Origin of the sequence: uncultured Bradyrhizobium sp. (assembly GCF_947648125.1) — a bacterium.
Taxonomy (GTDB): domain Bacteria; phylum Pseudomonadota; class Alphaproteobacteria; order Rhizobiales; family Xanthobacteraceae; genus Bradyrhizobium.
The window spans coordinates 673,564-687,623 of sequence record NZ_CANSMR010000001.1; the positions used below are offsets into that span (position 1 = coordinate 673,564).

At 63.7% G+C, this 14,060-nt stretch carries 11 protein-coding genes; 8 read left to right on the forward strand and 3 right to left on the reverse strand.

The features are described 5' to 3' along the window. Positions 1-403: 403 nt before the first annotated feature. Together Q0030_RS03205 and Q0030_RS03210 are read left to right on the forward strand one after the other, a co-directional pair. A complete protein-coding gene (locus tag Q0030_RS03205; protein ID WP_298363144.1) occupies positions 404-1,753 on the forward strand; it encodes an MFS transporter in 1,350 nt (449 codons plus the stop codon). Between the two features lie 76 nt (positions 1,754-1,829). Beyond that, positions 1,830-2,387 carry a GNAT family N-acetyltransferase gene (locus tag Q0030_RS03210; protein WP_298363145.1) on the forward strand — a complete coding sequence of 186 codons (558 nt, stop codon included), beginning with the start codon at positions 1,830-1,832 and terminating at the stop codon, positions 2,385-2,387. A 648-nt stretch (positions 2,388-3,035) separates the two neighbouring features. Here the strand turns inward: Q0030_RS03210 and Q0030_RS03215 are convergent. From Q0030_RS03215 to Q0030_RS03225, 3 genes are all read right to left on the reverse strand, one after another. Then, on the reverse strand, positions 3,036-3,464 hold the full coding sequence (locus Q0030_RS03215; RefSeq protein WP_298363146.1) for a heme-binding protein: 429 nt from the start codon (positions 3,462-3,464) through the stop codon (positions 3,036-3,038). After that, the gene (locus tag Q0030_RS03220) at positions 3,457-6,435 is read right to left on the reverse strand and encodes an FAD-binding and (Fe-S)-binding domain-containing protein (RefSeq protein ID WP_298363147.1); all 2,979 of its coding nucleotides are present in this window, start codon (positions 6,433-6,435) and stop codon (positions 3,457-3,459) included. Before Q0030_RS03220 ends, Q0030_RS03215 begins: the two co-directional genes overlap by 8 nt. Positions 6,436-6,530: 95 nt before the next feature. Next, entirely contained in the window at positions 6,531-7,283 is a 753-nt protein-coding gene (locus Q0030_RS03225; RefSeq protein ID WP_298363148.1) for a GntR family transcriptional regulator, read from the reverse strand. A 132-nt stretch (positions 7,284-7,415) separates the two neighbouring features. Between Q0030_RS03225 and Q0030_RS03230 the strand changes: the two genes are divergently transcribed. The 6 genes from Q0030_RS03230 to Q0030_RS03255 all read left to right on the forward strand — a co-directional run bounded on the left by Q0030_RS03230 (position 7,416) and on the right by Q0030_RS03255 (position 14,012). After that, positions 7,416-8,615: an alanine--glyoxylate aminotransferase family protein gene (locus Q0030_RS03230; RefSeq protein WP_298363149.1), complete on the forward strand. Its 1,200-nt coding sequence runs from the start codon at positions 7,416-7,418 to the stop codon at positions 8,613-8,615. A 67-nt stretch (positions 8,616-8,682) separates the two neighbouring features. Further along, positions 8,683-9,966, forward strand: a complete 1,284-nt coding sequence (locus Q0030_RS03235; protein ID WP_298363150.1) for an MFS transporter — start codon at positions 8,683-8,685, stop codon at positions 9,964-9,966. A 129-nt stretch (positions 9,967-10,095) separates the two neighbouring features. Then, the gene (locus Q0030_RS03240; protein ID WP_298363151.1) at positions 10,096-10,491 is read left to right on the forward strand and encodes a GFA family protein; all 396 of its coding nucleotides are present in this window, start codon (positions 10,096-10,098) and stop codon (positions 10,489-10,491) included. Positions 10,492-10,645: 154 nt separating this feature from the next. Further along, entirely contained in the window at positions 10,646-11,842 is a 1,197-nt protein-coding gene (locus Q0030_RS03245; RefSeq protein WP_298363152.1) for an aminotransferase class V-fold PLP-dependent enzyme, read from the forward strand. Positions 11,843-11,888: 46 nt separating this feature from the next. Further along, the gene (locus Q0030_RS03250) at positions 11,889-12,686 is read left to right on the forward strand and encodes an enoyl-CoA hydratase/isomerase family protein (RefSeq protein ID WP_298363153.1); all 798 of its coding nucleotides are present in this window, start codon (positions 11,889-11,891) and stop codon (positions 12,684-12,686) included. Positions 12,687-13,025: 339 nt separating this feature from the next. After that, the gene (locus tag Q0030_RS03255; protein WP_298363154.1) at positions 13,026-14,012 is read left to right on the forward strand and encodes a tripartite tricarboxylate transporter substrate-binding protein; all 987 of its coding nucleotides are present in this window, start codon (positions 13,026-13,028) and stop codon (positions 14,010-14,012) included. Positions 14,013-14,060 lie beyond the last annotated feature (48 nt).

Genomic DNA, 14,060 nt, shown 5'->3' on the forward strand with positions numbered 1-14,060 from the left:
ATATTCCGCGCAGCTACGTCGACCACTCGCCCGAGTATAGTGGTCCCGAACATAAGCGCATCGCAGCGGCCGCAGCTCGCAGGACGAGTCCTATGAGTTGATCGATCACTTTCGCGCGGCGTTGCGGGAGATTCATGCGCTGCCATCCGTCGCCGCGACGGCCACGCCGCCAACAATGGCGTCGAACGAGCCTGTCGAGGTTTCCACGAAGGGAGCATCGATAAGGCCCGCGCCTCCCGTAGCCGCGCATCAGGGCCCGACGGCGGCAGAAGAAACCGCAAGCGGCCGGACGAGCGGCGAGGTAACGCCGCCGCGGCGGGATTGACCCAAAATATCTCGCCGGGGCCGGCGGGCGAATGCCGCGCGCGGGTCACCAGAGTCCAGGAATATCGGGTGGAAGCATATGCATTTGCAGCCTGCAAATAGCGTCGCGTCGTCGGCGCTGGAAAACCCGTCTGTCAAGGCCGTGTTCTCGAAGATCGACTGGCGTCTCCTGCCGCTGCTGCTCGTTGCGTACATGGTCGCCTACCTGGACCGTATCAACATCGGATATGCGCAGCTGCAGATGAAGCAGACCTTGCCGTTCGACGATGCTGTCTACGGCCTCGGCGCGGGCATCTTCTTCATCGGATATTTCCTCTTTGAAGTGCCCAGCAATCTTCTTTTGGACAGAATCGGCGCGCGCAAGACGTTGCTGCGCATCATGGTGCTCTGGGGCCTGGCCGCGTCCGCCATGATGTTCGTATCAACGCCTCTCCAGTTTTACGTTGTGCGATTTCTGCTTGGCGTCTTTGAGGCGGGCTTCTTTCCGGGCGTAATTCTGTACTTCACCTACTGGTATCCGTCAGCGCGGCGCGGGCAGGTGATTGCGATCTTCATGTCGGCCACCACGATAGGATCGCTTGTGGCGGGACCACTGAACGGATTCATTCTGAAATACCTCGACGGTTTCGCCAGTCTTCATGGCTGGCAATGGCTGTTCCTCGCGCAGGGATTGCCCGCGATTGTTCTCGGCTTTTTGGTCTACCTCCTGCTGAAGGACAAACCTGACCAAGCCCCCTGGCTCTCGACTGAGGAAAAGGGGTTGGTCGAGGATGCCTTCCGGCATGACGTCAAGGATGTCGCAGGCGAGGCTGACGGAACCTTTGTGCAGATGCTGCAGGATCCGAAGGCCTATGCGCTGGCGCTGGTCTATTTCTTTCTGCTGGGCGCCACTTACACAATGGTGTTTTGGGTGCCGACCCTGATCCAGAGCTGGGGCGTCAAGGATCTGTTCCTCGTCGGGATCTACGCGAGCTTCCCGAATGCCGCCGGGATCATCGGCATGATCCTGATTGGCCGTCATTCGGATAAGCGACATGAGCGCCGATGGCACTTTGCGGTCTGCGTCGTCATTGCGGCGATCGGTCTTTTCACAACCACCCTGTTGCAGGGGAATTTGGTCGGATCGATCCTGGCGCTCGCCGTCGCCGTCATCGGGATCGCCTCGGCGACTCCGCTCTTTTTCGCGCTGACGAGCGAGTATTTGTCGGCCGGGGCCGCCGCCGGCGGTCTTGCTCTCATCAGCAGCCTTGGAAATCTCGGTCCGGCGGTCAGCCCGTCAATCAACGGGTTGATCCTGAGAAGCACCGGCGACAATATATACAGCATCTACTTCGTGATGGCTTTGTACCTGCTGTCGGGGGCGCTTCTGTTGCTGGCGATACGTCCAGCCTCCGCCAAAGGTCTACCGGCGGCCGCGCCCGCGCATTGAGGGACGCGCGGCCCGCGAACGCATGTGAATGATCCAGGGATCTGGCCATGGGAATGATCCAGGGATCTGGCTGGGAATGAGCGCACTGACGCGTGAACTACACGCGAACGAACGGCCGCAACTGCTCACCCATTTGCTGGCCCTTGACGTGGAAGATCGCCACCTCAGATTCGCGCATATGCTGTCCGACGATGGTATACGCCACTACGTCGAAGGTATCGACTTGACCCGTGACGTCGTCTTTGTCGTCACGGGTAACGATCTCGAAATCATTGGTGCGGCCCACCTCGCTCGCGAGGACGGACATGCGCAGTTGGGCATCTCCGTTTTGCCGCAGAGCCGAGGCCAAGGTATCGGCGGCGCTCTGCTCGAACGTTGCACGGCGCGTGCCCGCAACTGGGGTATGCGCGTGATGTTCATGAACTGCCTGGTCGAGAATGTCGCCATGATGCATTTGGCGCGCAAGCAGGGTCTCAAGATCGCTGTGTCAGGCGCCGAGGCGGAAGCATTCGTGCGTTTACCGCGACCCGACCTGACCAGTCTGGCCGCCGAGGCCATCGCCGAGCACCTCGGCCTATTCGACCACGCCCAGAAATCCTGTTGGGTGGCGCTGCAGGCTCGGCCTCTGCCATGAAAGCGTTCCGCGACCACTGACTCGAACCCCGACCGCTCACAGAGGACTCACCGCTTCGTGCAAGATGGCCTCAGTTTCGTGCCCGTCGCGCCGGAGAGCCGGTCTGGCAATGACCGCTTGGTCGGGTGGACCTTGCCCGAGTTCCGACCAGCTATCCAAGTCTCCGAAAGCCCGAACGCTGCAGCGAATGCAGTTCTCGTTGAGAAACTCCGCAACGAAATCGCAACGAATTGGGGTGAAACGACCGTGAACAAAACGGTACGAAAACGGATGTCACGCAAGAAAAATCAATAGCTTAGAAGATGCTCACTGCGTTCGGGACGCACTGGCCAGGAGACGAGGCGGGGTTCAGTCAGGCTACTGCCTGAAACAGCAATTTGAGATGGTTGCACGTCCGGGATTTGAACCTGCTCGGGCACTATTCTGGGGGGAAGAATCGCGCGAAAATGGCAGCTTTGACGAACTGTCAATGAGCCGCCTCGCGAGTCATACCGCTCTGCGGTAAGAAAACTGAGCGTCCAAAATAGTGGGTTTCGTGACTCGAACCCCCACGACATAAGTTGCGCCCTCATTGCCCCGTGCGCAGAACATCGCCCAGCGCTATGGCCCCGCCATAATACCTGAGGGTATCAGCAAATGAGGCGGGATCTAACCCGCGTTGGCCTTCAGGCCAGCGGCTTCGATACCGGCCACAGCGCAGATCTCGTCATTGTCTGAGGTGTCGCCGCTGACGCCGACAGCGCCGAGCAGGGTGCCTCCGTTCATGATCAGCACGCCGCCGGGGACCGGCACCAGCCGACCCTGCGCCAGCGTGTTCACGCTGTCGATGAAATAGGCCTGCTCCTGCGCGCGCTGAAACAGCGCCCGCGATCCCATCCCGAGCGCCAGCGCGCCATAGGCCTTGCCGTGGGCGATCTCGGCCCGCATCAGGCTGGTGCCGTCCTGCGCCGCCGTCACCTTCACCGCGCCACGCGCGTCGAGGATGGTGACCACCAGCGGCTTCAGCTTCTTCTCGACGCCCTTGGCGAGCGCGGCATCCAGAATCTTGCGGGCAATATCGAGAGTGAGCTCAGCCATGGGCCTCTTCCTTTGTCGGTAACGATTGGTCGGAATTCGATGTCGCACGTTTCAGGCTCATCGCCAATACGCTGGCGACATGCAGCGGCGTGCGTCCGCTGCCGTCCTTGATCTGGTGCCGGCATGAGGTGCCGTCGGCCACGATCAGCGTGTCCTGATCCGCGCTACGGACTGCCGGCAACAGCGACAGCTCGGCCATCTCGATCGAGGTTTGATAGGTGTCCGCGCCGTAGCCGAACGCCCCGGCCATGCCGCAGCAGCTCGACTCGATGGTCTTGACGTCGAGGCCCGGCACGAGCCGCAGCACCTTCTCCACCGGCTTGAACGCGCCGAAGGATTTCTGGTGGCAATGACCGTGCACGACCGCCTTGCCGGCGACCGCGCCGAGCGGCAGAGCGAGGCGCCCGGCCTCGGCCTCGCGCACCAGAAATTCCTCGAGCAGCAGAGCGTGCGCGCTGACGGTCTCCGCAGCGTCGTCCGAGCGCAGCGACAGCAGCTCGTCGCGCAGCGTTAGCAGGCAGCTCGGCTCAAGGCCGATGATCGGCACGCCGCGCGCCGCGAACGGCGCGTAGGTCGCAACCAGCCGGTCGAGCTCGGCGCGGGCCTGCTCGACCAGCCCGGCCGACAGGAACGTGCGCCCGCAGCACGGCGGGCGGCCGCCGTCCGACGGCCTGGGCAGATGCACGCGATAGCCGCCGGCGACCAGGACCTCGACCGCGGCGTCGAGATTCTCGCGCTCATAACCGCGGTTGAACGTATCGACGAACAGCACCACCTCGCGGCCATCCGCCGGACCCAGCATCTCGGCGTCCGGCCGGAAGGTGTCGCGGCGAAACGCCGGCAGCGCGCGCTTGGCGCTGATCCCGGCGACCTTCTCGAACAGCACGCGCAGCAGCGGGCTGCGGTTGCGCCAGTTCGCGACCGGCGCAAGGCGCGAGGCGAGATCGACGTAGCGCGGCAGATAGCCGACCAGCCGGTCGCGCAGCGACAGGCCGTGCGTCGCGGCGCGCGCGGCCAGCACCTCGATCTTCATCTTGGCCATGTCGACGCCGGTCGGGCATTCGTGGCGGCAGGCCTTGCAGGAGACGCAGAGTTTCAGCGTCTCCATCATCTCGTCGGAGGCGAGTGCGTTCGGCCCCAACTGGCCCGAGATCGCCAGCCGCAACGTGTTGGCGCGGCCGCGGGTGACGTCCTTCTCATTACGCGTCGCCCGATAGGACGGGCACATCACGCCGCCTTCGAGCTTCCGGCAGGCGCCGTTGTTGTTGCACATCTCGACCGCGCCCTGGAAACCGCCGCCGGCGCCGGGATAGGCCGACCAGTCGAGTGCGGTCTTCAATTCGCCGACGCGATACTCCGGCGAGAAACGGAGCAGCGAGCGGTCGTCCATTTTGGGCGGATCGACGATCTTGCCCGGGTTGAGCGTATTGGTCGGATCGAAGCGCTGCTTGACCTCGCGGAAATCCGCCACGATGCGCGCGCCGAACATGGTCTCGTGGAATTCCGAGCGCACCAGGCCGTCGCCGTGCTCGCCGGAATGCGAGCCCTTGTACTCGCGCACCATCGCGAAGGCTTCCTCGGCAATGGCACGCATTGCCTTGACGTCCTTCTCGAGCTTCAGATTGAGCACCGGGCGCACATGCAGGCAGCCTTCGGAGGCATGCGCATACATCGTGCCGCGGGTGCCGTGCTTGGCAAACACGGCGTTGAGCCTTTCGGTATAGTCGGCAAGATGCGGCAGCGGCACCGCGCAATCCTCGACGAAGGAGACCGGTTTGCCCTCCTGCTTCATCGACATCATGACGTTGAGCCCGGCGGCGCGGAAATCGGCGATGCCGGTCTGCAGTGCGGGATCGACGATCTCGAGCACGCCGCCCCATTTGCGCTGCGGCTTGTCCCAGCCGAAGCCGAGGTCGCCCATCAGCTGTCCGAGCTGCTTCAGGCGGGCGAGATTGTCGGCCTGGTCTTCCTCGGCGAACTCGACCACCAGGATGGCGTCCGGATCGCCGCGCACGGCTGCTGCGATGATCGGCTGGAACATCGCGATCTCGCGGCCCAGCGCGATCATGGTGCGATCGACCAGCTCCACGGCAATGGGCCGCAGCTTGACCAGATGCTGGGCCGCGTCCATCGCCTCGTAGAAGCTGCCGAAATGGCAGACGCCGAGTGCCTTGTTGCGGATCACAGGCCACAGCTTCAGCTCGACCTGCGTGGTGAAGGCGAGCGTGCCTTCCGAGCCGACCAGAAGATGCGCCATGTTGTTCGGCGCGTTGCGTGGCACCAGCGCGTCGAGGTTATAGCCGCCGACGCGGCGCTGCACCTTGGGGAATTTGTCCGCGATCTCGGCCGCCTCGCGTTCGCCGAGATCGAGCATGTCGCGGAATAGCTGCGATCCGCTGTCGGGAGCGTTGATCCGCGTCAGGTCGCGCGGCACCTCGCCGAAATGCAGCAGCGTGCCGTCGGCAAGCGCCGCATCCATCGACAGCGTATTGTCGCGCATCGTGCCATAGCGCAGCGAGCGTCCGCCGCAGGAATTGTTGCCGGCCATGCCGCCGATCGTGGCGCGCGACGCGGTCGAGACGTCGACCGGAAACCACAGCCCATGCTTCTTGAGCTGGCGGTTGAGATCGTCGAGCACGATGCCGGGCTCGACCACGCAGATGCGGTTCTCGACATCGAGCGAGACGATGCGGTTCAGGTGCTTGGACAGGTCGACCACGATGCCGTCATTGACGGTCTGGCCGCATTGCGACGTGCCGCCGCCGCGCGGGGTCACGATCCGCCCGGCGTCGCGGACGATCGCAAGCGTTCGCAGCGCCTCGTCGACGGTGCGCGGCACCACCACGCCGGCCGGCATGATCTGGTAGAACGAGGCGTCGGTCGCGTAGCGGCCGCGGTTGAAGGCATCGAAAAACACGTCGCCGGTCAGGTCGGACCGCAGGCGCTGTTCGAGCGATGAGGCGTTCTTCATCCCAGATCCGATGTGATCCGCGGCGCAACCCATATTGCCCGTGGATTATTCATTCGATTGCGCCGAGAATTACATTATGAATTCAAAATGAGCAACTAGCTGCCGTGAGGCGCTGCCTCCTGGGTGCCATCCGCTCCCTCGGCGAGGTGCTCGATCGCGGCGCTCCGCTTGTTGCGCAGGTGGGCGAACAGGATGTCGCTGAGTTCGCTGCCGGCGCGGCGACGCAGCGCATCGAGGATCGCCTCGTGCTCGCGCATCGCCTCGGCCCAGCGTTGCCGCTTGCGGGCGAAATTGGCGGAGTAGCGCACGCGGCGGATCCGGCCCGCGAAGTTGGCGTAGGTCGTCTTCAGCGTCTCGTTGCGCGCGGCCGCAACGATGCTCTCGTGGATCTGCTGGTTGTTCTGGAAATAGCCGTGCATGTCGCGGTGCAAATAGTGGCCGTACATCTCGTAGTGCAGGCGCTCGATCGCGGCGATTTCCTCGTCGGTGATGCTCTCGCAGGCCAGCCGTCCGGCCAGGCTCTCCAGCCCGGCCATGACGTCGAACAATTCCTCGAGGTCGCGCTGGCTGAGCTGGCGCACCCGGGCGCCGCGATTGGGCAATAGCTCGATCAGGCCTTCGGCGGCCAGCACCTTGAGCGCCTCGCGCAGCGGCGTCCGGGAGATGCCCAGCATTTCGCAGAGCTGGCGTTCGGGAACGCGCCCGCCCTCGGGAATGTTGCCCTCCACGACGTAGTCGCGGAGCCGCAACAGGATCTCGCCGTGCAGCGAGACCTCCTGGCGGTCGCCGCCGTTGCCGGCGGCTGGCTCGGTGATCGGAGCCCCAATCTCGGGAATCGCAGATTTCATATTCTGAACAATAATTTGCCGGCGCGGTCGCGTCGATCTCCACAATCGAATACCAAAATTGGATTGAAAATACAAAAAATGAATGCAAAATGACTGACGGCGAGGCCGAAATCCGGCGATTGGGAGGTTCTCATGCATCAAGGACGCCATTTTCTGCAGATTCCAGGCCCAAGCCCGGTCCCGGATCGCATTCTTCGCGCGATGGACATGCCGGTCATCGACCACCGCAGCGCGGAGTTTGCCGCGCTTGGCCGCACCGTGCTCGAAGGAAGCGCCAAGATCTTCCAGACCACATGCCCGGTGGTGATCCTCCCATCGTCGGGCACCGGTGCCTGGGAAGCCGCGATCGTCAACACGCTGTCGCCCGGCGACAAGGTGCTGATGGTCGAGACCGGCCACTTCGCCACGCTGTGGCGGCAGCTCGCCGGCCGTTTCGGCATCGAGGTCGACTTCATCGCCGGCGATTGGCGGCGCGGCGCCGATCCTGCGTTGATCGAAGCAAGGCTCGCCGAGGACACCGCGCACAGCATCAAGGCGGTGATGGTCGTCCACAATGAGACCTCGACCGGCGCGACCAGCCGGATCGCCGACATCCGTGCCGGCATCGACCGCACCGCGCATCCGGCGCTGCTGATGGTCGATACCATTTCCTCGCTCGGCTCGGTCGATTACCGGCACGACGAGTGGAAGGTCGATGTCAGCGTCAGCTGCTCGCAGAAGGGGTTCATGCTGCCGCCCGGCCTCGGCTTCAACGCCATTTCGGAAAAGGCCCGCGCCGCCTCCCGCAGCAACAAGATGCCGCGCTCCTATTTCGATTGGGAGGAGATGCTGAAGCCGAACGCCAAGGGCTTCTTCCCCTATACGCCGGCGACGAACCTGCTCTACGGGCTGCGCGAGGCGATCGCGATGCTGCTGGAGGAGGGGCTCGACAACGTGTTCGCCCGCCATCGGCGGCTCGCCGCCGCCACGCGCGCGGCCGTCAACCAATGGGGGCTCGAGAATCTCTGCCAGGAGCCGTCGGAGTTCTCGCCGGTGCTGACTGCGGTGTTGATGCCGCCCGGCCATGATGCCGATCAGTTCCGCAAGGCCGTGCTCGACAATTTCAACATGTCGCTCGGGGCCGGCCTGTCGAAGGTCGCCGGCAAGGTGTTCCGCATCGGCCATCTCGGCGAATGCAATGAGCTGACGCTGCTCGGCGCGCTCACCGGCGTCGAGATGGGATTGTCGGTTGCCGGCGTGCCGCACCGCTCGGGCGGCGTCGAGGCGGCGATGCGGCTGCTGGAGCAGCGCGATCAACGCAACGCGTCGCATCTGAAGGTGGTCGGTACCTAAGCGCCGACCAACGGCATACCGCACGCCAACGGCTCAGAAAAATCGCGGATCTAGGGAGGGGAGGGATATGAGGCTTCGGTTCAAGGCCACGCATGTCGTGTTGGCCATGCTCTGCGTGATGTACTTCATCACCTATGTCGACCGCGTCAACATCGGCACCGCGGCCAGCGAGATCCAGAAGGAGCTCGGTCTGTCGAACACCGAGCTCGGCCTGGTGTTCTCGGCCTTCGCTTATCCGTATCTGCTGTTCCAGGTGATCGGCGGTTGGGTCGGCGATCGCTTCGGGCCGCGCCAGACCTTGTTCTGGTGCGGCATGATCTGGGCTGCGGCGACCATCATGACCGGCTTTGTCCATGGTCTTGCCGCGCTGTTCATCGCGCGCTTCGCGCTCGGGTTCGGCGAAGGCGCGACGTTCCCGACCGCGACCCGCGCCATGCAGTACTGGACGCCCGCGAACCGCCGCGGCTTCGCGCAGGGCCTGACACACGCCTTCGCACGGCTCGGCAACGCAGTGACCCCGCCGGTGGTCGCGCTGCTGATCCTCTGGCTGACATGGCGCGGCGCCTTCGTCGTGCTCGGCGTTGTCAGTCTGATCTGGGGTGTCGCGTGGGTCTGGTACTTCCGCAACGAGCCGGGCGACCATGGCTCCATCACCGCGGCCGAGCTTGCGACCTTGCCGCCGCGGCCGCAGGGCGAGCGGCCGAAAGTGCCGTGGGGACCGCTGTTGCAGCGGATGTGGCCGGTGACGCTGACCTATTTCTGCTACGGCTGGTGCCTGTGGCTCTACCTCAACTGGCTGCCGCTGTTCTTCAAGAACAACTACAGCCTCGATCTGAAGAACTCGGCGCTGTTCGCATCCGGCGTGTTCTTTGCCGGCGTCGTCGGCGACAGCATCGGCGGCGTCATCTCTGACCGCATCCTCGAGCGCACGGGCAATGTGCGGCTGGCGCGGCTCAGCGTCACGATCGTGGGATTTGCCGGCGCGCTGCTCTCGCTGATGCCGATCCTGTTCGTTCACGACATCACGGTGGTCGCGCTCTGCCTGTCGGCCGGCTTCTTCTGCGCCGAGCTCGTGATCGGCCCGATGTGGTCGATCCCGATGGACATCGCGCCGAAATATTCCGGCACGGCGGCTGGGCTCATGAACACCGGCTCGGCGTTTGCGGCGATCGTCTCGCCGCTGGTTGCCGGCTTCGTCATCGACGCCACCGGCAACTGGTACCTGCCGTTCCTGATGTCGATGGGCCTCTTGCTGCTCGGCGGTTTCTCGGCGTTCCTGATGCACCCCGAGCGTCCGTTCGAAGAGGCGAGCGAACTGGCGACGACGGGGAAGGTGGTGGCCGCCGAATGAGCGGCTGCCGGCCTCGGCGGAGCGCCGTCAGATATGCATGACGGCCCCCCGCCGGGAGGAGAACAAACCCGGCGAAAATGGTGACATGGATGCGATCTTGAAGAGAGGTCGGGAGGTTTGAGCTTGGGTATGCTTCGCGGCGGCTGCCATTGCGGTGAGATCAGGTTCGAAATCCCCGATCAGGCGGCTTTCAGTACCGTCTGCCATTGCCACGATTGTCGTAAGCAATCTGGCGCGCCGATGCTGGCATGGGCAATGGTCCCGCGGGCCGCGGTCTCGATCCAGGGGAAGCCGAAGCTTTATTCGTCTTCAGAGAACGGCCAGCGCTCGTTCTGCCCGGCATGCGGCGCGGGGCTGTTCTTCAGCAACGGAATTCTCGACCAGATGGGCATGATGCAGGTCAGGATCGCCGCGCTTGACGATCCGAATGCGATCGCGCCCAGGGTTCAGGTGCAGACGGCCGAACGCGTCGGATGGGTGGGTTCGCTTCACGATCTTCCGGCCTTCGAGCGCTTCCCGGGCTGAATGTGCGGGATCGGACGTCGGGTCAACTCACTGAGCTATCTCAAGAAAGGTTAAGCCATGTGGGCCGTTATGGGCTGATATGGTTGGCTTCAATTTCCGGATAGTGATATGCGAGCGGCTCACCACGACCAAGACAAGACCGGGAAAGACGCTCATGACCGTGCATACTGGAAGGCATTTTCTGCAGATTCCGGGACCGACCAACGTGCCGGACCGGGTGCTGCGGGCGATGGACATGCCGACCATGGACCATCGCGGTGCCGAATTCGCCGAGATCGGCTTTGCCGTGCTTTCTGCGATGCAGCGTGTGTTCCGCACCAAGCAGCCCGTGATCATCTACCCCTCGTCGGGGACCGGCGCCTGGGAGGCCGCGATCGTCAACACGCTGCAGCCGGGCGACAAGGTTCTGATGTGCGAGACCGGCCAGTTCGCGGTGCTGTGGCACGGCATCGCCGACAAGTTCAAGCTCGACGTCGATTTCATTCCGGGTGACTGGCGCCACGGCGCCGACCTCGAGCAGATCGAAGCAAGGCTTGCCGCCGACAAGGCGCACAAGATCAAGGCGGTGTGCGTGGTCCATAACGAGACTTCGACCGCCTGCGTCACCTATCCGCTTAACGTCCGCAAGATCCTCGACACTTTGAAGCATCCCGCCCTCTTGATGGTCGACACCATCTCCGGCCTCGGCTCGCTCGAATATGAGCACGATGCCTGGGGCATCGACGTCTCGATCGCCGGCTCCCAGAAGGGGCTGATGCTGCCGCCCGGTCTCGGCTTCAACGCTGTGTCGGAGAAGGCGCTTGCCGTGGCCAAGGCCAATCCGGGGATGCGCTCCTATTGGGATTGGCAGGAGGTCATCAACATCAACAAGGCCGGCACCTGGCCGTATACGCCCGCGACCAACCTGCTGTTCGGTCTGCGCGAGGCCGTGAAGATGCTGGAGGAGGAGGGGCTGGACAACGTCTTCGCCCGCCACAAGCGCCACAGCGAAGCGACGCGCGCCGCCATCAAGGTCTGGGGGCTGGAGACGCAGTGTCAGGAACAGGGCGCGCATTCGCCGGCGTTGACCGCGGTGCGGGTGCCTGACGGCCACGATGCCGACCACTTCCGCAAGGTCGTGCTCGAGAATTTCGACATGTCGCTCGGCACCGGCCTCAACAAGGTCAAGGGCAAGGTGTTCCGGATCGGACATATCGGCCACTTCAACGATTTGATGCTGATGGGCACGCTGTCCGGCGTCGAGATGGGTCTCGATCTCGCCAAGGTGGCGCATCGCAGTGGCGGTGTGCTGGCGGCGATGGAAGTTCTGAAGGGGCGTGACGCCGCGCAGGCGTCGAAAGCCGTTGCTTGAGCAGACTGGCCTGAAATCTTATCGCAAAGAACAGAAAGAGCGAGACATGAACGCGCCTGTCGCACCGACCGAAGACCTGATCTACTCCGTCGCGGACGGGATCGCGCGCATCACGTTCAACCGGCCGCAGGCCCGCAACGCGCTGACGTTTGCGATGTATGAGCAGATGGCCACCATCTGCGAGAACATCAATCAGGATCGCTCCATCAAGGCGCTGATCCTGACCGGTGCCGGCGAGAAGGCGTTCGCCTCCGGCACCGACATCTCGCAGTTCCGGGCGTTCAAGACGGCGCAGGATGCGCTGGATTATGAGGCGCGGATCGACCGCGTGCTGGGAACGCTCGAACAGTGCCGCGTGCCTGTCATCGCGGCGATCGCCGGCGCCTGCACCGGCGGGGGCGCCGGCATCGCCGCATGCTGCGACATCCGCATCGGCACCGAAGCGACCCGGATCGGCTTCCCGATCGCACGTACGCTCGGCAATTGCCTGTCGATGTCCAACATCTCGCGGCTGGTGTCGCTGGTCGGTCCGGCACGCACCAAGGATCTGATCTTCAAGGCGCGTCTGGTCGAGGCGCCCGAAGCGCTGGCGCTCGGGCTGCTGAACGAAGTCGTCCCCGACATGGAAACCTTGCAACGCCGTGCCACCGAGACCGCGCAGCTCGTGGCCGGCCATGCGCCGATCACGATAGAGGTGACCAAGGAAGCGGTCCGCCGCATCCGCCGCACCCTGTCGCGCGACGAGGGCGAAGACCTGATCCTGCGCGCCTATATGAGCGAGGATTTCCGCGAGGGCATGGACGCCTTCCTCAACAAGCGCGCGCCGAACTTCAAGGGCAAGTAGCGGCGGCGAGTTGGCTCAAGGCGCGGGGGGCTCTCCGTCGTCATTCCGGGGCGAGCTATGTCGCAACCACCGCTGTCATCGCCCGGCTGACCGGGCGATCCAGTACGCCGCGGCCCATCGGTTCAATAACGACTGCCACCGGAATACTGGATCGCCCGGTCAGCCGGGCGATGACACCGTTTGTCAATGCGAGCAGAGCAACGACACTCACCTCATTCCAAAGTCATACGCCATGCGGCAGTTCGGCGGCTTGAACTCACCTGCATTCTCGGCACAATGACGCCAACCCGCCACCGCAACGGTTTTACCAAGCCGAACAAATAGATAGGGAAGAAGAACGTGGGACAGATTGTGAAAGCCACGGCTGCCATCGCGGCCTTGCTGCTGAGCGCGCCGGCCTTCGCCGGCTGGGAGCCGAGCAAGCCGGTCGAGATCGTGGTTGCGGCGGGCGCCGGCGGCGCATCCGACCAGATGGCGCGCATGATGCAGGCGGCGATCCAGAAGAACAATCTGATGAAGCAGCCGATGGTGGTCTCGCTGAAGGGCGGCGCGTCGGGTGCGGAAGCGCTGATGTACATGAAGTCCAGCGAGGGCGATCCCAACAAGGTGCTGATCGCCTATTCGCTGATCTACATGCTGCCGCTGTCGGCCAAGATTCCGTTCAACTGGCGCGACCTGACGCCGGTGTCGGTGATCGCGCTCGACCAGTTCGTGCTGTGGGACAATGCGTCGGGCCCCAAGACCGTCAAGGATTTCATCGCGGCCGCCAAGGCGGCGAGCGCGCCGTTCAAGATGGGCGGTACCGGCTCCAAGCGCGAAGATCATGTCCTGACTGTCTTTATGGAGCAGAAGACCGGCGCGAAATTCTCCTATCTGCCCTACAAGTCCGGCGGCGAGGCTGCGACCCAACTGGTCGGCGGCCACACCGAGTCCAACGTCAACAATCCCAGTGAAAACCTCGAGGTCTGGCGCGCCGGGCAGGTCCGCGCGCTCTGCGTGTTCGACAAGGAGCGCATCTCCTACAAGACCAAGGTCACCGACACGCAATCCTGGAACGATATCCCGACCTGCAAGGAAGAGGGGCTGGACGTGCAGTATCTGATGCTGCGCGCGATGTTCCTGCCGGGCAAGGTCACGCAGGAGCAGCAGGCGTTCTATGTCGACCTGTTCCAGAAGGTGACGCAGACGGCTGAGTACAAGGACTACATGGAGAAGCAGGCCTTGAAGCCGATCTTCCTCACCGGCAAGGACATGGTCGAGTTCCTCGAGGATGACGACAAGCAGAATGCCTCGCTGATGAACGCCGCGGGCTTTGTTGCGAAATAGCGGTCGCGGTTTTGCTTACCCTCTCGCCGGAATAGGCTTGCAAGCGGC